The sequence below is a fragment of the Clostridium intestinale DSM 6191 genome, assembly GCF_900130055.1.
Lineage (GTDB): Bacteria > Bacillota > Clostridia > Clostridiales > Clostridiaceae > Clostridium_T > Clostridium_T intestinale.
Genome location: NZ_FQXU01000005.1, coordinates 89,190 through 112,505, shown reverse-complemented (window position 1 = coordinate 112,505; position 23,316 = coordinate 89,190). Strand labels below are relative to the sequence as shown.

At 30.1% G+C, this 23,316-nt stretch carries 25 protein-coding genes and 1 riboswitch; of the genes, 2 read left to right on the top strand and 23 right to left on the bottom strand.

Features of this window, described 5'->3' with window-relative positions; genetic code table 11:
* The first annotated feature begins 36 nt into the window (after positions 1-36).
* Positions 37-732 carry a nitrite/sulfite reductase domain-containing protein gene (locus BUA92_RS07200; RefSeq protein ID WP_073018248.1) on the top strand — a complete coding sequence of 232 codons (696 nt, stop codon included), beginning with the start codon at positions 37-39 and terminating at the stop codon, positions 730-732.
* Between the two features lie 43 nt (positions 733-775).
* Here BUA92_RS07200 and BUA92_RS07195 read toward each other — a convergent pair whose 3' ends face one another.
* From BUA92_RS07195 to BUA92_RS07095, 22 genes are all read right to left on the bottom strand, one after another.
* A complete protein-coding gene (locus tag BUA92_RS07195) occupies positions 776-1,840 on the bottom strand; it encodes a sulfate/molybdate ABC transporter ATP-binding protein (RefSeq protein ID WP_073018246.1) in 1,065 nt (354 codons plus the stop codon).
* The gene (gene modB / locus BUA92_RS07190) at positions 1,824-2,522 is read right to left on the bottom strand and encodes a molybdate ABC transporter permease subunit (protein ID WP_073018916.1); all 699 of its coding nucleotides are present in this window, start codon (positions 2,520-2,522) and stop codon (positions 1,824-1,826) included. The genes BUA92_RS07195 and modB overlap by 17 nt, the downstream gene beginning before the upstream one ends.
* A 30-nt stretch (positions 2,523-2,552) precedes the next feature.
* The gene (modA, locus tag BUA92_RS07185; RefSeq protein ID WP_073018244.1) at positions 2,553-3,359 is read right to left on the bottom strand and encodes a molybdate ABC transporter substrate-binding protein; all 807 of its coding nucleotides are present in this window, start codon (positions 3,357-3,359) and stop codon (positions 2,553-2,555) included.
* 247 nt (positions 3,360-3,606) lie between these two features.
* Positions 3,607-4,251 carry an amino acid ABC transporter permease gene (locus tag BUA92_RS07180; RefSeq protein WP_390888065.1) on the bottom strand — a complete coding sequence of 215 codons (645 nt, stop codon included), beginning with the start codon at positions 4,249-4,251 and terminating at the stop codon, positions 3,607-3,609.
* Entirely contained in the window at positions 4,251-4,979 is a 729-nt protein-coding gene (locus BUA92_RS07175) for an amino acid ABC transporter permease (protein ID WP_083553444.1), read from the bottom strand. The genes BUA92_RS07180 and BUA92_RS07175 overlap by 1 nt, the downstream gene beginning before the upstream one ends.
* The gene (locus BUA92_RS07170; RefSeq protein ID WP_073018240.1) at positions 4,979-5,779 is read right to left on the bottom strand and encodes a transporter substrate-binding domain-containing protein; all 801 of its coding nucleotides are present in this window, start codon (positions 5,777-5,779) and stop codon (positions 4,979-4,981) included. The genes BUA92_RS07175 and BUA92_RS07170 overlap by 1 nt, the downstream gene beginning before the upstream one ends.
* 23 nt (positions 5,780-5,802) lie before the next feature.
* Complete coding sequence (locus BUA92_RS07165; RefSeq protein ID WP_073018238.1) at positions 5,803-6,528, bottom strand: amino acid ABC transporter ATP-binding protein; 726 nt, start codon at positions 6,526-6,528, stop codon at positions 5,803-5,805.
* A gap of 495 nt (positions 6,529-7,023) precedes the next feature.
* Entirely contained in the window at positions 7,024-8,673 is a 1,650-nt protein-coding gene (locus BUA92_RS07160) for an HD-GYP domain-containing protein (protein ID WP_207650342.1), read from the bottom strand.
* Between the two features lie 393 nt (positions 8,674-9,066).
* Positions 9,067-9,198 carry a hypothetical protein gene (locus BUA92_RS23720; RefSeq protein ID WP_275299520.1) on the bottom strand — a complete coding sequence of 44 codons (132 nt, stop codon included), beginning with the start codon at positions 9,196-9,198 and terminating at the stop codon, positions 9,067-9,069.
* A gap of 168 nt (positions 9,199-9,366) precedes the next feature.
* Positions 9,367-9,567 carry a cold-shock protein gene (locus BUA92_RS07155; RefSeq protein ID WP_021800652.1) on the bottom strand — a complete coding sequence of 67 codons (201 nt, stop codon included), beginning with the start codon at positions 9,565-9,567 and terminating at the stop codon, positions 9,367-9,369.
* Positions 9,568-9,959: 392 nt separating this feature from the next.
* Positions 9,960-11,138, bottom strand: a complete 1,179-nt coding sequence (locus BUA92_RS07150) for an acetyl-CoA C-acetyltransferase (protein WP_073018206.1) — start codon at positions 11,136-11,138, stop codon at positions 9,960-9,962.
* A 115-nt stretch (positions 11,139-11,253) separates the two neighbouring features.
* Positions 11,254-11,817: a TetR/AcrR family transcriptional regulator gene (locus BUA92_RS07145; protein ID WP_073018203.1), complete on the bottom strand. Its 564-nt coding sequence runs from the start codon at positions 11,815-11,817 to the stop codon at positions 11,254-11,256.
* A gap of 45 nt (positions 11,818-11,862) precedes the next feature.
* A complete protein-coding gene (locus BUA92_RS07140) occupies positions 11,863-12,489 on the bottom strand; it encodes a non-canonical purine NTP pyrophosphatase (protein ID WP_073018201.1) in 627 nt (208 codons plus the stop codon).
* A gap of 73 nt (positions 12,490-12,562) precedes the next feature.
* A complete protein-coding gene (locus BUA92_RS07135) occupies positions 12,563-13,639 on the bottom strand; it encodes an HD-GYP domain-containing protein (RefSeq protein ID WP_073018199.1) in 1,077 nt (358 codons plus the stop codon).
* Between the two features lie 245 nt (positions 13,640-13,884).
* The gene (gene rlmD / locus BUA92_RS07130) at positions 13,885-15,240 is read right to left on the bottom strand and encodes a 23S rRNA (uracil(1939)-C(5))-methyltransferase RlmD (protein WP_073018197.1); all 1,356 of its coding nucleotides are present in this window, start codon (positions 15,238-15,240) and stop codon (positions 13,885-13,887) included.
* A gap of 23 nt (positions 15,241-15,263) precedes the next feature.
* Positions 15,264-15,566, bottom strand: a complete 303-nt coding sequence (locus BUA92_RS07125) for a hypothetical protein (RefSeq protein WP_073018195.1) — start codon at positions 15,564-15,566, stop codon at positions 15,264-15,266.
* A gap of 145 nt (positions 15,567-15,711) precedes the next feature.
* Entirely contained in the window at positions 15,712-16,326 is a 615-nt protein-coding gene (locus tag BUA92_RS07120) for a superoxide dismutase (RefSeq protein WP_073018192.1), read from the bottom strand.
* A gap of 717 nt (positions 16,327-17,043) precedes the next feature.
* The gene (locus BUA92_RS07115; RefSeq protein WP_073018190.1) at positions 17,044-17,841 is read right to left on the bottom strand and encodes a MetQ/NlpA family ABC transporter substrate-binding protein; all 798 of its coding nucleotides are present in this window, start codon (positions 17,839-17,841) and stop codon (positions 17,044-17,046) included.
* Between the two features lie 20 nt (positions 17,842-17,861).
* Complete coding sequence (locus tag BUA92_RS07110; RefSeq protein WP_073018188.1) at positions 17,862-18,503, bottom strand: methionine ABC transporter permease; 642 nt, start codon at positions 18,501-18,503, stop codon at positions 17,862-17,864.
* 1 nt (position 18,504) lies between these two features.
* Positions 18,505-19,467 carry a methionine ABC transporter ATP-binding protein gene (locus tag BUA92_RS07105; protein WP_073018186.1) on the bottom strand — a complete coding sequence of 321 codons (963 nt, stop codon included), beginning with the start codon at positions 19,465-19,467 and terminating at the stop codon, positions 18,505-18,507.
* A 132-nt stretch (positions 19,468-19,599) separates the two neighbouring features.
* Positions 19,600-19,716, bottom strand: a riboswitch (SAM riboswitch).
* A gap of 202 nt (positions 19,717-19,918) precedes the next feature.
* Positions 19,919-20,122: a DUF350 domain-containing protein gene (locus BUA92_RS07100; protein WP_073018184.1), complete on the bottom strand. Its 204-nt coding sequence runs from the start codon at positions 20,120-20,122 to the stop codon at positions 19,919-19,921.
* A gap of 89 nt (positions 20,123-20,211) precedes the next feature.
* Positions 20,212-20,847 (bottom strand): ComEA family DNA-binding protein, encoded by a 636-nt coding sequence (locus BUA92_RS07095; RefSeq protein WP_073018182.1) that lies wholly within the window; start codon positions 20,845-20,847, stop codon positions 20,212-20,214.
* A 266-nt stretch (positions 20,848-21,113) separates the two neighbouring features.
* Between BUA92_RS07095 and BUA92_RS07090 the strand changes: the two genes are divergently transcribed.
* Positions 21,114-22,391 carry a D-alanyl-D-alanine carboxypeptidase family protein gene (locus tag BUA92_RS07090; protein WP_073018180.1) on the top strand — a complete coding sequence of 426 codons (1,278 nt, stop codon included), beginning with the start codon at positions 21,114-21,116 and terminating at the stop codon, positions 22,389-22,391.
* Positions 22,392-22,415: 24 nt separating this feature from the next.
* Here BUA92_RS07090 and BUA92_RS07085 read toward each other — a convergent pair whose 3' ends face one another.
* On the bottom strand, positions 22,416-23,309 hold the full coding sequence (locus tag BUA92_RS07085; RefSeq protein WP_073018178.1) for an RluA family pseudouridine synthase: 894 nt from the start codon (positions 23,307-23,309) through the stop codon (positions 22,416-22,418).
* Positions 23,310-23,316: the final 7 nt, after the last annotated feature.

The following is a 23,316-nucleotide window of genomic DNA, read 5'->3' as shown; positions in this document are numbered from 1 at the left end:
AATATATACATAAAGAACTTTTTATGGGGGATTTTTATGGCTTATTACGGTAATTTACAAAAAGTTAGAAATGGTGTAAGAACCTTTGGTATAACTCCACATATTCCAGGAGGTTTTATAACTCCTGATAACCTAATTAAAATAGGTAAGGTAGCTAAAAAATATAAGGGAGTTTTAAAATTAACTTCTGGTCAAAGAATTTTAATTACTAATCTTAAGGAAGAAGATCTTCCTTATATATGGGCTGAACTCGGGATGGAGCCTGCTGTAAAAAATATTTATTCCGTTAAAAATGTTGAGATATGTCCATCTGCTTTTTGCAAAAGGTCTAAAGCTAACATCATGGGTCTAGGTATGATAATTTCTAAAAAATATCATGGTTCAGCTATGCCTAACAGAACCAAAATAGGAATTGCAGGTTGTAGAAATGCTTGTGGTGGTGTATATTCTAAGGATTTTGGAATAATTGCAGATGTTACAGGATTTAGAGTTACTGTTGGTGGTTCTTCTGGATTTCACCCAAGGGTTGCTGATATTATAGGAATAGATTTACCTCAAGACGAAGCATATAATCTTTTTGAAAAAGCTATTACTTATTACCAACTTAATGCTAATTTTGGTGAAAAGGCTAGTGATTTTATTCTTAGAATAGGATTAGATAAATTTAAAGAAGGTACTACTAAACAAGATTCTAATGACTTCGATTATGATAAAAAATTTTCTCTAACATAAAATAAGGATGTTTAACTTATATTAGTTAAACATCCTTATCACTTTAGGTTTCTCTCATTAGAATAACCTTATCATCTGGTATTATTATATTAAGTTCTTCTGTATTCCCCTGAAGTTTCTCCCACAAATCCTTTGATATCTCCCAATGTAAAAATTTATTTTTTCTTCCGTCCCTTATAATTTCTAAATATACTGTAGTACTAAAAGGTGTTTCACTAAATTCTACAATTCTACTTCTGTATATATTGTTTTCAGAATTATTTTCTGCTATCTTTATATGATGAGCCCTTATCCCTATGTAGGATATGTTTTCTTTTGTTTTTTCTTTAGTGTATATTCTACATCCCCAATCTAATGCTTCTAGTTCATTATCTGATATTATTTTTACCTTAGAGAAATTTTTACACCCTGTTAACCTAGCTGAAATTAATGTTGGAGGTCTTTCAAATATTTCTTTTTTAGTTCCACTTGCTTCTTCTCTACCATTAGAGATAATCTTAATGTTATCACATATTCTATATACCTCATCCATGTTATGAGAAACAAATATCACGGTTCTTCCATACGAATTAATACCATCCATTAATTCTTTTTCAACCTGACTTTTTAGAAAATTATCTAAAGCTGAAAATGGTTCATCTAATAACAAAATCTCTGGATCAACAGCTAAAGCCCTAGCAATAGCTACTCTCTGTTGCTGACCTCCTGATAATTGTGAAGGATATCTATTCTCTAATCCATTAAGCTGGAACATATTGATTTTATCTTGAGCTATTTTTTCTCTCTCTTTTTCCGATAAATCTTTTAATCCAAATTGAATGTTTTTCAAAACTGTCATGTTAGGAAACAATGCATAATTTTGAAACAAATAGCCCACTTTCCTATTCTTTATAGGTACATTAATTCCTTTTTCTGAATCAAATAATGTTTTTCCATTTAATATTATTTTTCCTTTTGTAGGAGTTTCAATTCCAGCTATGCATTTTAAGGTCATGCTTTTCCCGCACCCTGATTGCCCCAATAAACCAAGTGTTTCATTACCTATATCTAACTTAACTTTTAAAGTAAAACCTTGAAGGACCTTTTCTATGTCAACTAATAACGCCATAATTCTTTCCTCTTTTCTTAGACAGGTATTTACCTTGATACTCAGACCAATAATTCATTAAAATTATTACTGTAAAAGATATTCCTACTATAAGTAATACCCACATCAAAGCTTTGTCCATTTCTCCACCTTCCGCTGCAAAAAATATAGCAACGGGTATAGTTTGAGTTTTCCCTGGTATATTACCTGCAATCATCAATGTTGCTCCAAATTCTCCTAACGCTCTAGTGAAGGATAGTATAGTCCCTGCTGCTATTCCTGGCCAAGCAAGTGGAACTGTTACTTTCCAAAATATAGTCCACTCAGAAGCCCCTAATGTTCTTGCAGCATTAGAAACATTTGAATCTATTTGCTCAAAAGCTCCTCTTGCTGTTCTATACATAAGCGGAAAGGTTACAACTACAGCTGCTAAAACAGTTGCAGACCATGAGAAAATAATCTGAGTATCTAATTTTTCAAGTATTGTTTTAAATGGTCCATTTTTCCCGAATATAAGTAATAGAAAAAATCCAACTACTGTAGGTGGTAATACTAATGGCAATGTTAGTATTGAATCAAATAAACCTTTAAGCCTCCCTTGATATTTATTCATAAGCTGTGCAATTAAAATTCCTATAAAAAATGTTATTATAGTAGAAACAAATGCTGTTTTTAAAGAAATCCATATAGGCGTTAAATCCATAGTCACTATTACACCACCTTAAATTATTAATTACTTCAAAGCGCTAAATCCATATTTTTCGAATATAGCTTTTCCAGAATCGCTAGATATAAAATCCACAAAAGCTTTTGCTGCATCAACATTTTTACTATCTTTCAAAACTGCTACCGGATAAATAGCCTTAGTATAACTTCCTTCTTCCGCTTCCTTAACTACCTTAACTTTAGCAGATACTTTAGCATCTGTAGCATATACCATTCCGACGTCAGCATTCCCTGTTTCTACCCAAGCAAGAACTTCTTTTACATCCTTAGCATAAACTGTTTTACCTTGGATTTTATCAAATATCCCAATCTTTTTTAAAGCTTCTTCTGAATATTGCCCTACTGGAACACTTTTTGTTTCGCCTAATGCAACCTTTTTAACACTGTCACTAGTTAAATCACTAAAATCCTTAATATTAGTATTATCTTTAGCCGTTATAAGTACAACCTTATTTTCTAATAAATCTTTTTTACTATCTTTGAGTATTAAGTCTTTTTCTGTTAGCGCAGTCATTTGTTTTTGAGCAGCTGACATAAATATATCTGCTGGCGCACCTTGTTCAATCTGTTGTTGTAATGAACCTGATGAACCAAAATTATATGTAATGGTTACATTAGATTTTTCTTTTTTATATAGTGTCTGTAATTCTGTCATGGCATCCTTTAAACTTGCTGCTGCGGATACTGTAATTGTTACTTCTGGTTCATTTGCCTGCTCTTTAGATGCTGAATCATCTTTTTTACTGCACCCTATTACTGAAAAAAGCATAGCTAGTACTAAAATTGTAGTAGTAATAATTTTTTTGTTTTTCATTTTATATCCCCCTTTAATTTATATATAAATAGCTTTAGCTAATTACAAACAAAAAAAGCACCTTGTTGTATATGAAAAATAACATAACACAACTCCGTGCTTATAATTAACTTATTAATGTTACGTGATGTTATCTTTTATCACGTTTTGTTAATTTAAATTATATTTAAACTAGAATAAAATGTCAAGAAAAAGAGTGATTATTAATTTATATAAATTAATAATCACTCTTTTTATACTAAATACACTATCCTTGCAATGATAATCTAGCATGTTGCGCTCTAAACACAATTGATATCAAATAATTAACCACAAAGTATATTAAAGCCACTGTTGTATATAATGTAAATACTTGTGTAGGTGTAGCATAAGCTCCCATTAAAATCATACTTTTACCTGTTATCTCCTCAACGCCTACAGCCCATAAAAATGATGTATCCTTTATTACCGTTACAAACTGAGAAAGTATTGCTGGTATCATATTTTTAAAAGCCTGTGGAAGTATTACATATCTTAAGGTCTGAAAGGTGTTAAATCCTTGAGACTGGGCAGCTTCCCACTGACCTTTTTTAACTGAACTTAATCCTCCTCTTACCACCTCACCTATTATAGCAGTAGTAAAGATTGTAAATGCTAGTATTCCTGCATTTACAGCTGGCATTCTAAATACAAACCTTATAAAAAATATCCATAAAAGAAGAGGGGTATTTCTAACCACTTCAATATATATTGAAGATAACTTTCCTAATATACCCTTACTTGAACTTCTTAAAACACCTAAAATAGTTCCAAAAACTATGCTTAAAAGTATTGATATTACAGATATATAGAGAGTTAATGAAAAACCTTGTAGTAAAAACTTAATATTAACAGGATTTAACACTTCTTTTATCATGCTGTCGCCTCCCTCTTATAACTTAGTTCCGGTTCATCCTCTACTACATGTTGAACATTATTATAATCAGCCGACTCAAGCTTTCTTGCTAAAGTCGCTAAAGGTAGACATATTGCTAAATATAACAATCCTGTTATTACATAAGCAGGTCCATAATACATTTTTTCATTAGCCCAAGAGTCAGATCTATACATTAAATCTCCTCCAGCTATCATAGTTAAAACTGAAGTATTTTTAACTAAGTTAACAGCCTGATTAGTTAATGGAGGTAACATAACCACTTTAGCTTGAGGTAATATTATATACCTCATAGCTTCCCAATAGTTAAATCCTTGAGAAAAAGCAGCCTCTAGCTGACCTTTATTTATAGATAATATACCAGCTCTAACAACCTCTGCAATATATGCTCCATGATATATTCCTACTGCCAATATTCCTATTGTTTTTACTGGCAACACTATATTAGCTATTAAAGGTAACGCATTAAATAAAAAGAATACTTGAATTACTAATGGTGTATTTTGAATAAATTCTACATACACTCTACTTATTACTTCTAAAATTTTAATCTTAGAAGCTGATAATATACCAAAAAATACTCCTAATACCAGAGCTAAAGCTAACCCTAAGAGAGATACTGTTAATGTTGTTAGGAAACCATCTCTAAATATTGTCCAATCTTTAAAAAGAGCTTCCCATTTAAACCACGCAAATGGTCCTGTCATTACTTAAGACCCCACTTAGTCTTCAACTTATCTAATTCTCCATTTGATTTTAATTCTTTAATTGTATCGTCAATAACTTTTGCAAGTGCAGTATTATCTTTCTTAGAGGCTATACCATAATCTTGTGGTGAAAATTTGTCTGGCAATATTTCTGTACTATCATTCACATATCCAGATAAGATAGATCCATCAACAGAGAAACAATCTACTCTACCAGAAGTTAATGCAGTATTTATTTCTGGGTAACTAGCGAATTCTGAGAATTCTACTTTTATTCCAAGTTTATCAGCTTCTGCTTGTAGAGCAGTTTTTGAAGTAGCACTTTGAGCAACCCCTATCTTTTTACCATCTAAGTCTTTAAAAGACTTAATTCCTGAATCCTTTTTAACAAGTAATCCAACAGCATCTACAAAGTATGGTTCAGAGAAGTTGTAACTTTGTTTTCTTTCTTCAGTAATTGTAAAAGTAGCCGCTATCATATCTGCTTCTCCACTATCAAGCAAAGGACCTCTTGTTTTAGCCGTAACAGCTTGAAGGTCAACCTTATTTTCATCTCCAAGAATTTTTTTAGCTACTGCTTTAGCTATATCAATTTCAAAACCTTCTATTTTTCCAGTTGAAGGATCCTTATATCCAAAGTTAGGAACATCAACCTTTACCCCAACTTTCAAAGTTCCCTTATCCTTTATAGCTTGTACCTCGTCTTTTGTGCCTCCATCTCCAGTTGTTTTTCCTCCAGTAGAACATCCCGCAAGTGCTACTGATAAAGCTAGCACAAGAATAGTTGATAATTTTTTCATTTTTTAATCCCCCTTTAAAATTATTATCTTAATATTTTGCTTAAAAACAATTTTGTTCTTTCATGTGTTGGATTTTTAAAGAAATGTTCAGGACTTCCTTCCTCAATTATTTCTCCACCATCCATAAATATAACTCTGTCTGCAACTTCACGTGCAAAACCCATTTCATGAGTAACTACAACCATGGTTATATTCTCATGAGATAACCCAACCATAACATCTAGAACTTCTTGAATCATTTCTGGATCAAGAGCAGATGTTGGTTCATCAAACAGTATTACCTTAGGATGCATATTTAATGCCCTTGCTATTGCTACCCTTTGTTGTTGTCCACCTGATAGTTGTGAAGGATAAGCATTCGCTTTATGTTTTAACCCAACCCTATCAAGATACTCAAGAGCTGTCTTCTCTGATTCTGCTTTAGGTACCTTTTGTATTTTAATAGGTGCTAAAGTTAAGTTTTCTAAAACCGTTTTATGCGGATATAAATTAAATCCTTGAAACACCATTGCTACAGATTGTCTAACTTTTGCAACAGGTGCTTTTTTTACTGTTAAGTCTACCCCATCGACTATAACATTTCCTGAAGAAGGTTCTTCTAAATAATTCATACATCTTATAAGAGTACTTTTTCCAGAACCACTTGGACCTATAACCACTAACTTTTCACCTGATTTAACTTCTAAATCTATATCTTTCAATACATGAAGTTTACCGAAGTGTTTGTTTACTTTCTTTAAACTAATCAAATATGACTCCCCCTTATTCATTACTGCCTCAATAAATATATATACATTATGATACATATTTAAAAAAGGAGCCTAAAACCTCACAGAGATAATTCGACTCCTTTGTCTCATATCTATTTTATATTTATTCATAGAATATCACAAATGGTAGTTTTGTTCAAGTTTTTTTAATAAATATATATTTTCTTGCAAGTTTTATTGCAAAATTTAATCTATAATGATATTTTTTCTACCGATTTATAAATTTAAATAAATATAAAAATGGTACTTAAATAAAGATCTACGTTATAATACTAACCATTTTTGCCATTATATGTTGTTAGTTTGCTTTAAAATTTAATTATATTTATTCATTTTTTACCATTAATTGCTTATTATTTGCATATAAATCCACTCTTGGTGTATATATATTAACAAAAAGAAGAAAGAGAGCTACAAACTAATAAATTACATAAAAATGGCTGTAGCACTAAGTAATTAGTGCCACAGCCACCTTTATTTATCTGATTTTTCATCCTTTAAATATTCCACAAATGCATTAACTACAGTTTTATCAAACTGAGTTCCTGAATTTTTAATTAATTCATCTATAGCAACTTCTTTTGTCATAGCTTGCTTTCTATAAGGTCTGCTGCTTGTCATTGCATCATAAGCATCAGCTACACAAACTATTTTTGCTAACATATCAATTTCCTCATCTTTCAATCCTCTAGGATATCCTTTTCCATCAACTCTTTCATGATGTTCATATACTATTCTTACACTTTCATCAAGAAAACTTAATTCTCTTAAAATATTTGCACCAATTTCAGGATGCTTTTTCATAACTTCATAATCTTCTTCTGAAAAGTGACCTGAGTAATTAAGTATTTTTTCTGGTATTCCTATTTTCCCAATATCGTGCAAAATACTACCAAACCTTAATTTATTTTTTTCATAATCACTTAGCTCTAATTGATCCGCTATTCCTAAAGAATACTTCATAACTCTTTCGCAATGTCCACCTGTATAAGAATCTTTTGCTTCAATAGAATTAGCTAAGGCTCTAACTGTTTCAAAATAACTATTCTCATTTTCCTTAAGCAAAGCAGTAAGTTCTTCATTCATGGCTGTTGTCTCTTCATATAATGCATTTATCTCTTCTTTTTGAGATAATATTTCAAAGTTCTGTTTCTCTAAGTTTTCTTTATCTTTATATTGTTCATCTAGTAGATTTTTAATCTCTATTGACATCTTTTCCAAATTATTTCCTAGTATCTGCATTTCATCTCCAGAGTTTATGTTTATCTTAATATTAAAATTACCTCTAGAAATTTCATTTACACTATCTATAATTTTTTCTATAGGATGTATGAGTTTCTTTCCTCTTACAAAACCAAATGCCGCCACCATAATTGTTCCTAATATAACTACCGCTATTACAATCATTTTACTATTAGTTAGACTTTTTTGGAGTTCCGCATCATTATAAACAATTTGAACAACATTTCTTTCATTTGCACCCTTTGCTCCAACTATTTCATAGGGTACATAATCATAATACGATTTTCTTCCATTAAAATCTGCTACAACCTCTATTACATTCATAGATTTAATTGATTCTTCAAAGTAGGCTAAATTCTTTTCTCCTACATAAATATTATTGTTATCACCATCTTTTTTATAAGATATTCCCTGATAATCAAATAAAAGTATTTTATCTACAAATTTATTATCCTTAACAACAGCTTCTTCAAAGTTATCAAGTCCCATACCATCCAATTTTTTATTTTGTTCCTCCATGGAAAAGCCAATCTCAAATATATATTTTCCATCCTCACTTGGTAAATAGCAATACTTCTTCATTTCAGACTTTTTTATTGATAAGCTTACTCTTGAAGAAACAAACTTTTTTTCCGCTCTAACCTTCTCTAAAAACAAAGTAAAATCTGACCATGGTTTAAACTTTAACCCTAAATCATTTCTGTCAGTACTTCTAATTACTGTATCATTAACATCTATTATATATAAATCTATATCTGATCTATTATCAAGATAATCTTCTAAATTAAAGTCAACATTTCCTCTGTCAACATAAGCCTCGTTTAACATTTGTAATATAGGTTTTCCTTGTTCTTCTAACTGACTTTCCAATATTGATTGCATTTTATCTGATGAACTCAGTATGTTCATCACTCTTTCTCTTACTAATCTCCTACTCTGCACAAAATTATCTTCTAAGGTATTTTTAATTAAAATATATTGAAAAACACCTAGAAATGTTGAAACCATTATAACTACCGAAACTAATAGAATAGTTAATTTATTTTTAAACTTACCCCGAGTTTTTAATAACCGCACCCTAATCTCCCCTTCGTAGAGAGGCCTTATAGATATATCAGCATCTCCTAAATGTACGATATAAATACAATACCATATTTAGGATTTATTTGACACATTACACATAATTTTTTATGAATTTTAACATTTAATTATTCTTTTTTTCTCTTATAAATAATTTAATTATATTTTTTATTCCTAAATTAACATTTTCATTTTCTATCTTATCTTAACACCGCAATTTTCTACTTCTTCAAATAAACTTTTATCTTTATTTAAAGTTACTTTTGAAAAAAACATCAATTCTATACATAATGATATTGTTTCTAAAATATGTTTAATTTTAATCATTTTAATTCCTCCAATGTTTTTATTATTTTAGTTTTATCAATTTAGTTCTCTTAATTTAATATATGAATGTATAAAAAAAAGGTCTCTCTTACCTTAATAAAGTAAAAAAGACTAATTAATTGCAATAAAAAAACCTTTAAGAATAATTTCTTAAAGGTTTGAATTTAACTATCTAGCTATAGTTACGTTTTCTGCTTGTGGTCCTTTTTGTCCTTCTGCAACGTCAAAAGAAACTTCTTGACCTTCTTCAAGTGTCTTATAACCATCTATTTTTATTTGAGAAAAATGTACAAATACATCTTTTCCATCTTCACCAGTTATAAAACCGAATCCTTTTTCTCTATTAAACCATTTAACTGTACCATTCATTTGATGAGTACCTCCAAAATTTTATTTTCTTAAAATATTTGTAAAAATTCAGCAATAAAATTTCTTCAATAGTATAGTACATTTAAATTAAGTACTTACCGAAAATATTGTTGTTCAATTATTTACTTACCATTTAAAGAATATATATTGATTATATCACTACTATTATCCTATTTCAAGTTATTTTTTAAAATTATTAATATAACTACTAATATTTTATCTAATATTTAACTGTTTTTCTATTCTTTTTTAAGATAACGTATATTTAACTTAATATTCCTTATAATTAATGTATAATTGTTTTGACAATTTTATTGAATGATTGCATGCTAAATTTTTATGTTGAAATAATAAAATGTGCATGTTATTAATATGCACATTTCTTCTATTAATTATACACTTTCTATAATTAATGTTGTTCCCATTCCCCCACCTATACATAAAGTAGCTAATCCTCTTTTAGCATCCCTTTTCTTCATAGCATGTAATAAAGTTACTACTATTCTCGCTCCAGATGCACCTATTGGATGTCCTAGTGCTATTGCTCCTCCATTTACATTTACTTTAGATTTATCGAAGTTTAGGTCTTTTGAAATAGCTATACTTTGAGATGCGTATGCTTCATTTGCTTCAATTAAATCTATATCTTCACTTCTTAGATTAGCTTTTTCTAAAGCTATCTTAGTTGCATAAAAAGCCCCGTATCCCATAATTGACGGATCTAGTCCAGCTGATCCATAAGAAACAATTTTAGCTAAAGGTTTTATATTTATTTCTTTTGCCTTATCAGCACTCATTAATACCAAAGCAGCTGCACCATCATTAATTCCAGAAGCGTTTCCTGCTGTAACTGTTCCATTTTCTTTAAATATAGGCTTTAATTTGTTCAATGCTTCTATAGTATTCCCGAATCTTGGGAATTCATCAGTATCAAAAACAATATCACCTTTTTTAGTTTTTATTGTTATAGGAACTATCTCCTCTTTAAATTCTCCAGATTTTATAGCCTTTTCTGCCTTTAATTGTGACTCAAGTGAAAATCTATCCTGTTCCTCTCTTGTTACATCCCATTGTTCGGCTACATTTTCAGCAGTTATACCCATATGATAATTATTAAAAGCATCAGTTAGACCATCTTTTAACATCTCATCTATCAACTCACCATTACCCATTCTATATCCCCATCTAGAATTATTTAATAAATATGGTGATTGAGACATGTTTTCCATTCCACCTACAACAACTACCTCAGCATCTCCGGCTTTAATTACTTGAGCCCCTAGACTTATTGATCTAAGTCCTGATCCACATACCTTATTTATAGTTAATGCTGGAACTTCTACAGGCAAACCTGCTCTTATAGCAGCTTGTCTTGCTGGATTTTGTCCTAATCCAGCTTGAAGTACGTTACCGAAAAAAACTTCATTAACTTCCTCTGGATTTATTCCAGCTCTTCTTACTGCCTCCTCTATAACTTTAGCCCCTAACTCAACTGCTGGAACATCCTTAAGACTTTTTCCATATGCTCCAATGGCTGTTCTTACTGCACTAACAATAACTACTTCTTTCATTTTAAACTCCTCCTCAATATTTAGTTATTTTTTTAACAATTACTAATAGACTTATTTGTCTATTTTTATTTTTAAAAATTAGATTATAAAATTTTACTTTTATAATCTTTATTAATTAATACAATTCTTTTAGATCTGTCTTCATTCTTTTTAGCACATCAATATCCTTACTTATTCTATAATACACTAAGTAACCTTCATATATTGAAAAAGCTTTATTTGCTAAATCATCCGCCCTAAATGCATCTAATCCTGAAAATATAAAGATATTCTTGAAATTATCTATAAGTTTTTTCATAGCCTCTAAATAATAGTCTGATATTTCAGGTTCAGAAAATGCTATTTCTAACCCAAGTACGGCAAATGGACATCCAAAATGTTTATCCACTTCTGCACCTCTAATCATCTCGTTAAGTAAAGAATCTATAAATTCCTTCCAATCTTTTTTTTTAGAAAGATTTTCTACCCATCCATTTATTTTCTCATCAAAATACTTTGATACCTCAATAGCTAATGCTTTTTTACTAGCAAAGTGAAAATAAAACGATCCCTTTGGCAATTTAGTTAATTCTAAGATATCATTAACGCCTGTTGCATTATAGCCTTTCACAATAAAGAGATTTGCAGCACACTCTATTATTCTATTTTTAGATTGTTCTCCTTTTGTAAGTTTTACCATAAGATCTCTCCTTTAATTAAATTTTAGACCACTTTGTCTATTTTGTCAATAACTTTGTTTTATTTTTAACGATGTTCTAAAAAAACTCCTATATGCATCTGTGTTAGTTTCTATGTATTCATCATCATTCTCTTCATCTAATTCAACAAAATATTTTTTAGTTTTCATGTCTATAGATATTGAGTCTAAAGGAAATCCCTTAGTTCTAATATTATGAGGATCTTTAGTTATTATAAATTCCCTTGAAGCTATATCTTCTCCATCATACTCATAAATTTTACTTCCATTTACCACTAAACATATAGCATTCATATATTTAGCAGCAACTTGTCCTCCTAAACTTTCTGCAAGATGGCTATAATATGTTATCATTTCTTCATCACTTAATTCTTCTCCATCTATTCTCCTAACATAAACTCCAGGTTGTTTATTTACTTCAAGTCCCTTAATATATAATCCTGTGTCACAGGAGAATACAGGCATATCAACATATTTAGAATAATTGATAGCTTTTATCCTTGCATTTTCTAATGGACTATTACCTACTTCTTCTACACTTCCTATGTCTAAATCTACATCCTTTAATCCAACAATCTCTATATCTAATCCTTTAAGAATTTCCTTCATATATTGAATCTTTGCTGGATTAGTTGTACCATATAATACTTTCACTTTTATTCTCCTCTCAATATTGTTATAAAAATCCTTCTAAGCCCTTTAAGACCTAGAAGGATTTTCTCATTTTTTAATCTCTACATCTCTCTCCAATAGTTTTAAACTTGTCCTTTAATTGTATAAAGGCCTCTACTACTCCTGGATCAAAATGTATACCACTATCATTTAAAATTATCTCCACCGATTCATCATGAGAAAAAGCTTCTTTATAAACTCGCTTACTTGTTAATGCATCATACACGTCCGCAACTGCCATAATTCTTGCAGAAATAGGGATGTCTTCACCAGCTAATCCCTCTGGATATCCTCTACCATTCCATTTTTCATGGTGGTAGTGAGCGATTTCCTTAGCTAACTTTAAGAAGGTTTCTGGTTTATTTAATATCCTTTCAGCTCTTACTATTGCTTCTTTTCCAATCATAGTATGAGTCTTCATAATCTCAAATTCTTCTTTTGTAAGAGGTCCCGCTTTTAACAAAATATCATCTGGAATACCAACCTTCCCTATATCATGTAATGGAGAAGATGCAACCATAAGATCTATAGTTTCTTTAGTTAAATAATTTTTATATTTTTCATCTTTACTAAGTAAATTAGCTAATTCGTTAACATAAAGCTTTGTTCTTAATATATGCTTACCAGTTTCGTTGTCCCTTGTTTCTGCCAAAGACGCCATTGCCATAATTGAAACCTCTTGTATTAAAGCAACCTCTTTAGTACGTCTATCTATTTCCATTTCAAGATACTTATTTTTATCTTTAAGAAAATTTTGTGATTGTCTTACAATTATATTATTTTTAATTCTAGCATTTAAAAGGATTGAGTTTATAGGTTTAACTACATAGTCTACCGCTCCTAGCTCAAAGCCTTTATGTAAATTCTCATCACTTTTTTCAGTTATTAAAATAACTGGTATATCTTTAACTTGATTTATAAACTTTAATTCTTCTAAAAGCTCATATCCATTTAAGCTCACCATAGTCAAATCCAATAAAATAAGATCTAGAGAATATAAATTACTTAATTTAAGTATACTTTCTAAATTATCTGCTTCATTAACATCATATAAATCCTTTGATAAGTAAACCTCTGATTCACTACCTTCTGATTCTTCTACTATTAATATTTTCGGCTTAGAACTCTCCATTATTCTCCTCCCCCAACCTAGTTGACTAAAAAGTTCATCATCTTATATTAAAATTTTATCATATTTACTTATTATAAACTATATCAAATAATTATTATTTTTTAATAGTTATATATTTTAAAAGTATATAATTTTCTTAAATATGTGGAGATTTTTTCATATAAAAATCCTCCAAACCTTATGGCTTGGAGGATTTTTAAAATCTTTTACTATTTTTACTTTTAATATAAGACATAGCTTATTATCTACTTCTTAACTAACTTCACTATAGTCTCGCAATGTGGCGTGTTAGGAAACATATCCATACATAAAGTCTTTTGAACTTTATATCCAGAAGCTATTAAATATTTTAAATCATCAACTAAAGTTTTAGGGTTACAACTTACATATATAATATCCTGAGCTTTAAAATCCACTACATATTTAAGTGCAACTGGATGTACTCCACTTCTTGGAGGATCTAATATTATTATATCTGGTTTATCTTTTAACTGTGTTATTACTTTAGCTACATCTCCAGCTATAAACTCACAGTTATCTAATCCATTTAGTTTAGCATTTTCATTAGCAGCAACTACAGCTTCCTCGATTAGCTCTATTCCTCTAACCTTTTTAGCTTTAGGAGCTGTTATCTGTCCTATAGTTCCTGTGCCACAATATAGGTCAAAAACTACTTTATCTTCTCCACTTCCCATAAAATCTCTCACAAGAGAATATAACTTCTCAGCACCTTTAGAGTTAGTTTGGAAAAATGAAAAAGGTGATATTTTAAACTTAAGCCCTAAAAGATTTTCTGTTATATGGTCTTCTCCATACAATAAATTAACTTTTTCAGGTATAACTGCATCAGAAAAGGAGTTATTTTCTGTATGAAGTACTGATTTTAATTTACCTTTATAATTTAATGATTTTATAAGTTCAACATACTCATCTAAAGAAAAATCTATTTGAGTTGTTGTAACTAAGTTAACCATTATTTCTTCAGTAGCAAAAGCTTTTCTTATTACAAGATGTCTTAGATATCCTTCTCTTTTCATTACTCTATAATAAGGAAGATCTTTGCCTCTAAAATATTCAACAGTTGCTTTTAAAATCTCTCTAAAATCCTCATCAACTATCTCACAAACATCTACATTTACAATTCCAAACGGTTTTCCTTTTATATGCATTCCAAGGGTTAGTTCTCCCCCTTTTTCCTCGTCGCCAAAAGTAAACTCCATTTTATTTCTGTATTTCCATTGATCTGGACTTCCTTCTATTCCTAAGAATTCTCCCATGTCTACTTCTGCATCAAGGAATAACTCTTTAACTTCTTCCTTTTTAAGCTCTAGTTGCTTTTCATAATTAAGATTTTGTGAAGAACATCCTCCACATATATTGAATACTGAACATCTAGCCTCAATTTCATAAGGAGCTTTCTCAACAACCTCTAGAGGTTTTATTTCTCCATACTCTTGTTTCTTTTTAGTAACTTTTCCCCTAATCACTTGCCCTGGAAAAGAATTTTTAGAATATATCTTTTTTCCTTCTAAGTATCCAATTCCTTTAGATGGGAATTCAGTTTTTTCTATCGTTAAGGTTATTTCACTACCTTTTTTCATCTATTAGATTTTCCTCCGTAAGTTTATTGAACATTAAATATTTTTTCTCCTAATGTTCTTCCTAAGCTATTTTTTGTAATTGTGTAATATAGTATATTTGAAGTAACATATGTGAAGAAATATATCCCTATCTCAACGACAATCTTATATCCTATTACCTTTAAAATTAAACTAACTATAAAAAATAATATAAATGCTAAAAATGCCACTATAGTTTGATCTGCTATAGATATTATTAATCTTCCAAAGAAACCTATTTCACCATTCTTTTTATTACTGTTTTCTTCTTTAGCAACTTCCTTAACAATTCCCTCGTTATTGTCCATATTTATACCTCCACTTCATAACATTCTTTTAATATACTATAAAAAGCTTTTTATGTAAATAAAGTTAACCTTAATGTAAATAAAAAACTACCTAAGTATAAAACTTAGGTAGTAAAAGGGGACTTTTTAAGGGAAAGAAATAACTTTACTTTATTGCATTTTTATATAATTCTGCTGCGTAATCCCAATCAACTACGCTCCACCAAGATCCAACATAATCTGGTCTTCTATTTTGATATTTTAAGTAATATGCATGTTCCCATACATCTAATGCTAATACAGGCTTAGCTCCATCACTTACTGGAGTGTCTTGATTAGCTGTTGATACTACTTCTAACTCATTGTTTTTATTTACAATTAACCAAGCCCATCCACTACCAAACCTTGTAGCAGCTGCCTTGCCAAATTCCTCTTTAAATTTATCAAAGCTTCCAAATTTATCATCAATAGCTTTTCCTAAATCTCCTGTTGGGTTACCACCTTTATTAGGACCCATAAGTTGCCAGAAAAGCGAATGATTATAGTGACCTCCACCATTATTTCTTACAGCAGTTCTTATGTCTTCTGGTACAGCATTTAAGTCTTTAACTAAATCCTCAACTGATTTTTCTTGAAGATCTGGATATTTTTCTAGTGCTGCATTTAAATTGTTTATATAAGTAGCATGATGTTTAGTATGGTGTATAGTCATTGTTGTTTCGTCTATATATGGCTCTAACGCGTTATATTCATATTTTAGTTTTGGTAATTCATGTTTCATAATTAAAATCCTCCGTGTTTCTTAATTTCTATGATTTTATTCTATCATAGTTGATATTAATAATCAATATTATTTAATAATTATATTATGTTATTTCTCTCGACATTATTTTTATTCCCGCTTTAGCGTTTTTATATCCTGCACAAATTTTTCAAACATCTTAAACGTCTTATCAAGAGCTTATTTTTATAGGGAATTACCTTAACTTCTCTCAAATAACACTTTTTAAAATTTATTTTTTAATAATTGACTACATTTTCTTAGAAGAAACTACTTTTCTATTTTTCTACTTTTCTATTTTTCTAATTTTCTACTTTTCTATTTAAGTACTTAACTTCTTATTAAACATAAGTTTTAAAAGGATTTTAATGAGCCCTGAGGAACGGGCTCTACAGATTAGAAGTTAAAAGGATTTTAATGGAGTCTGAGAAGCGACTCCTACAGATTATAGGTGCTTAACTTCTTATTAAACATAATTATCAATTAAAATGACTTTTATGAAACTGAGAAAAGACTCCTACAGATTAGAGTCTTATTAAACATAATAATTTAATAAAGCTGAGAACCGCTTCTACAGCAGTAAGGTTGCGGTAGAAGCGGTTCCTAGTTTCAGTCTTATATTTTATAAATAATGAATTTAATGAGGCTTTAGGAGCAGCCTCTACAGCAACAAGGTGCACAAATTAAATTCATGATAGCTTTTTGTATTTCTAGTTATTAAAATGCTGGAACTATTGATCCATCATATTTCTTTTCTATAAATGTCTTAACATCTGAAGAAGTTAATGCTTCTTTTAATATTTTAGTTTTTTCAGTTTCTTCATCACCTTTTCTTACAGCTAAAACATTAGCATATGGTGAATCTTTTGATTCTATTACTAGAGCATCTTTTACTGGATTTAAGCCTGCATCTAGTGCATAGTTTGTATTTATAACAGCGGCATCAACTTTCGCGTCATCTAGAGTTCTTGGAAGTTGAGCTGCATCTAATTCAGTTATTTTTATATTTTTAGGATTTTCTGTTATATCAGCTGGAGATATTAATTCAGCGTCTTTAACTTTAAATAATCCGTTATCTGCTAATAATTTAAGTGCTCTTGATCCATTTGAAGCATCATTAGGTATAGCTATGTTTGCTCCATCTTTTATATCAGCAAATTTTGTAACTTTTTTAGAGTATAGACCCATTGGTTCTATATGGATTTTCGCTACCCAAGTTAGGTCTAGTCCTTTTTCCTTATTTGTTTCTTCTAAATACGGTACGTGTTGGAAGAAGTTTGCATCTAATTCTTTTTCTGCTAAAGCAGTGTTTGGAGTAACGTAATCATTAAATTCTATAATCTCAAGTTTGTAACCTTTTGCTTCTACTAATGGTTTAATTTCATTAACTATTTCTTCGTGTGGTACTGGTGTAACACCTATTTTTATAGTTTTATCTTCTTTTTTTCCGCATGCAGTTAAGCTAAATGCTAATGCCCCTACTAATAATATTGATAATAATCCTTTTCTTTTCATATTAAGAACCCCCTAATTTTTTATTTTGTTTTCTTTTTATAAATATAATTCCCCAAAGACTGTAATCCTTGAACAAATACAATTAAAATTAATACAGTATAAAACATTACATCTCCTCGGAATCTGTTATATCCATATTGGATTGCTGCAGCTCCAAGTCCACCTCCACCAACAGCTCCTGCCATTGCTGAGTATCCTACTATACTTATTATTGTTAGTGTTATTCCTAAAATTATACTAGGCATGGCCTCTTTTAGCATAACTTTAAATATTATTTGTGAGTTTGTGGCTCCAAATGATTTTGCAGCTTCTATTACTCCTCTATCAACTTCTCTTAAGGAAGATTCTAGTACTCTAGCTACAAAAGGTGCAGCCGCTATAGTTAATGGAACAATTGCCCCCTTGATTCCTATACTAGTTCCTACTATTGATTTTGTAATAGGAACAACTACTACCATCAAAATTATAAATGGTATACTTCTTAAGACATTTACTATTATATCTAAAGTCTTATATATAATACTGTTAGGTTTTAACCCATCTGGTGCAGTAAGAATTAATACTACCGCTGGTATAAATCCTATGAGTACAGCAAAGAATGTTGAAACAAAAACCATTATTAGTGTTTCATTTATAGCTTTAAGTAATATATCATTCCACATCCTATAGCACCTCCCAGATTATATCTTTAGATTTTAGATAATTTATTGCTATATCTTTATATTCTTCTTTGATGTTTATAACAAGACTTCCTAAAACATCATCTCTAAACTTTTCAAGTTTGCCCCATACAATTGAGAAGTCTATATTTAATTCTCTTGCCATTGCAGTTATTATTGAATTCTCACTTAAATCTTTAGGGAAATATAATCTTATATTTACTCCTGTTTCTGGAAGTGTTTCTTCTTCCTCATCACCTAAAAACTTTTTAAGGCTCAAGCCTGGACGTAAGAATAATTCTTCTGCATTTCCTTCTGCTCTAATTACTCCACCTTCAATTAAAGCAACTTTTTCACATATTTCTTTAACAACTTCCATCTGATGTGTTACTACAACTATTGTTATTCCTAGTTCCTTATTTATCTTTAATAATAAAGATAATATATCTTTTGTCATTTTAGGATCTAGTGCTGAGGTTGCTTCATCACATAAAAGTATCTTTGGTTCCAAAACTAAAGCTCTAGCAATTGCTACTCTTTGCTTTTGACCACCGCTTAAACTTGCTGGCTTACTTTTTTCTTTTTCTATAAGTCCAACTAAATCTAATAATTTATATACTTTTTCCTTTATATCTTGCTTATTGTAGCCCCATACTTCTAAAGGTAATGCAACATTATCAAAGACTGTTTTTGTTTGTAACAAATTAAATCCTTGAAATATCATCCCCAAATCTTTTCTAAATTCTCTTAATCCTTTAGGAGATAGTTCAGCTACTTCTTGCCCCATAACTTCTAAACTACCTGAATCATAGGTTTCTAGTCCATTTATGCATCTTAGGAGAGTTGATTTTCCTGCTCCTGAATGTCCTATAATCCCATAAATCTCGCCTTCTTGAATTTTAAGGTGTATATCTTTTAATACTTCTGCTCCATGGAAACTTTTGCTTAAGCCTTTTATTTCTATCATTTATTTCCTCCAAATTGTTATACCTAGGTAAAGTTAAAAATATCGCCACGCCGACTTTTAAGCCATCGATTGCAATAAAAAAAGCGCTAGAGAATAAACTCCGCGCGATAATAACAGCCCTAGAAATCTATCCTCTCATCTATCAGCTAAAAAATAGCTGCAGGAATTAGCACCATGCATAAATTAAATGGAATTTATGTTGGTTGCTGGGTTTCATAGGGCCAGTCCCTCCACCTCTCACGATAAGAAACAAAAAAGTTTTATTTAGTTTATGTTTATAACTATAATATATAGTAAGGCTATATGCAATAGGTATTTTCTCTTTTTATGAATTATTTAATATTTTTATATAAATATTAATTTTCTATCACTATTTAAATGTTTACACTTGATAATATTATTGCTTATTTAATAAAATCAGCGCATTCTTATATAGAATACGCTGATTTTATTAAGCTATAACTTGAGAAACTATTATTCCTATTGCAATAAGTACTCCTGCTACAACAATAGCTACCGCTATGTTACCATTTTCTAATTCTTTATCAAAATCAGCCTTTATAACTTTATCAAATAGTATATAACCTATAAGCATTATTGCTATTCCAACTATTCCAAAAAGAAAGCTTAATCCAACGTTAATAAGTATATCCATGAAACCTTCCCCCTTATATATTATAGTTATAATTTTAATATACTATTTATACATATTCTACTATTTTTTATATTAATTATTTGTTATTTCTAAATACTTATTTTATCCTTTAACTTTTCGAAGGTAGCTTCTCCAACCCTATCTATATTTTTAAGTTCCTCTATGTCTTTAAATCCACCATTTTTCTCCCTATATTCAATTATCTTTCCTGCCATAACCTTACCTACTCCTGGAAGAGTGTCTAATTCAGCTTCAGTAGCAGAATTTAAGTTAATCTTCCCATCTGTTTTGGAAGTACTCTGTCCACCTGTTCCGGATACTGATACACTTTGAGCTTGAACGCTTTTATCATCTATATTCCCAACCACTATACATTCATGGTTTTGGAGTTCTTTTGCAAGGTTAATAGCTGAGGTATCTCCTTTTTCAGTAAGTCCACCAGCTTCTTCAATTAAGTTTTTTATTATAGCTCCTTTTTTCAATGTGTATACTTCTGGATTTTTAACTTCCCCTTTTATTTCTACAACTATGGATTCAGTCTGAGTTACCTTTTCTTGAGTTTTAACCTCTTTATCTTGTGTACTTTCCTCAACAAACATATTTTCAATCTCTTCATTAGTTAGGGGCTTTGGTCTATTTATATAATAATAAAACCCGCCTATAACTACTAATAGAGTTACAAGTATTCCTATTCCAATAATCTTTTCTTTTTTTCTAATTCTCATAAGACCTCCAACTTTTATACTAGATCTTTCATTTATTTATCTGATGTCTAGCCACTGTAACACTCCCATCTGGCCTAAAGGCGAAAGTGAGACATAACAGTGGCACGACCCTAGATAAGTTCAACTAACCTTCAGTGGGAGATTAAAACTCCCTCTGAAGCTAAGTTTCACTTTATGATTATTGACATAATTTAAACATAATATAGAAATATGTTTAATAATTTGTTATACTTATTTTTAAATGATATTAACCGACGGGGGATAAAATGAAAAGATTTGTTTATTTTATTGCATTAATGTTTTTTTTCACTATTTTTTTAGGAAATCCTGCAAAAGCCGCTCAAGTTCCTAATGTTGATTCTGAAGGTGCTGTTTTAATGGATGCTGCTACCGGAAAGCTATTGTACTCAAAAAACCCTAATGAATCTTTAGCTCCAGCATCAACTACAAAAGTAATGACTGCTTTAGTTGTTTTAGAAAATGCTGATTTAAATGCAAAAGTAACTATAGGTAAAAATCCTCCAGCAGTTGATGGAACTAGACTTGGTTTGATTGAGGGAGAAGTTTTCACTGTAAATGATTTACTTCATGCCATGCTTCTACTTTCAGGTAATGACTGTGCTGTAGCTTTAGCTGAATATGTAGGAGGATCAGTGGAAGGTTTTGCTGAAATGATGAATAAAAAAGCTAAAGAAATAGGAGCTAATAACTCCCATTTTACTAATCCATCTGGTCTTTATGATGAAAATCATAAAACTACTCCTTATGATTTAGCTTTAATTACTAGAGAAGCTGCTAAAACACCTCATTATTTAGAAATTTCTCAAGCGGCTGTTTATGAATTTCCTCCATCTAATATAAATGGTGAGAAAAAATGGGCGGATAACAAAAATAGTCTTATAAGAAAAAATAGTATGTATTATTATCCTTATGCTCTTACTGGTAAAACTGGCTATACCATAGACGCTAAACATTCTTATACTTCTGTAGCTGAAAAGGACGGTCAAAGATTAATAGCTACTTTTATGCGTTCTGATATTAAAAATTCCTTTTTTCTAAACGCAAAAGATTTATATGAATATGGATTTAATAATTTCAGCTTAGTAAAACTTTATTCTAAAGGTCAAGAAGTTTCAAGTTATGAAGTTGATAAGGATACTACAATCCCTTTATTAGCTACTCAAGATGTTTATTACGTTACTGATAAAGGACAAGAAAAAAATGTAAACTCTAAAGTTGAAAGCGAAACTAAAGATTTATCTAAAACTTCTTTTAAAAGAGGAGAGGTTATTTTAAATTCTGAAGTAAAAGTAAACAACGAAAATTACATAGCTCTTCCTTTAGCTTCTGGAGAAGATAGAGAAGTTAAACCAGTAACTACAACAGTAAAGGAAAGTATTTTAAACAAAAATTCACTTCCTGTAATTTTATCAGTAGGCAGTTTTTTAGGAATTCTTTTTCTTCTCAAATATAAAAATCATATTAAGAGAAAAAAACTTAAGGCAAAATATCCTAATATATTTAATAAGAAGATGAGAAAATAGAGCATTTGCAAAAAAGCAAATGCTCTATTTTTTAATTTTTTCTATAAGTTCTTTCATATCCTCAGGCATTTCTGCTCTTAAACTCAATTTCTCTCTTGTTCTAGGACTATAGAAGTCTAATCCGTATGCATGAAGAGCCTGCCTTGGTATTAATTCATCTTCCTCTTCCCCATATAGAAAATCTCCATAAATAGGGTTTCCTAAATAACTTAGGTGAACTCTTATCTGATGAGTCCTTCCTGTTTCTAAAAGACATTCTACTAGGTCAGCATTTTCATATCTTTCCAAAACCTTATAGTGAGTTATGCTTTCCTGTCCTCTAGGGTCTACCACTCTCTTTATTACATCATCACTTTCTCTATAAATAGGTTTATTTATGGTACCTTCTCTTTCTTTTAAGTTACCATGAACTAAAGCTAAGTATCTTTTTTGAAAATGCTCTTCTCTCATCTCTTTAGAGAGCTGCATGTGTGCAAATTGATTTTTAGCAATAATTATAAGTCCTGATGTATTCATATCTAGTCTGCTTACAAGTCTAACAATAGAATTTTGTCCCGTTTCTTTAAAGTAATACATAACTCCATTAGATAAGGTCCCATTAAAATGACTTTTAGTAGGATGCACCACCATATATGGCTTTTTATTGATTACTATAATATCCTCGTCTTCATATACAATATCTAAATCCATTTTTTCCGGTTCTATATTTTGGCTCTCTTCTTTATCTAATATAATTACTATATGTTCACCTTCTGATATCATATAGTTCATTTTTACTGCTTTTTTATTTACTAATATTCGTTTATCTAAAGCAGCCCCTCTTATTAGCCTTGTTGATAAACCTAAATCTTCTTTTAAATATTCTCTAATTTTTCGTTTATCATACTCAGCTGGTACTGTCTTTTGTATCTTACTCATTTTTGCT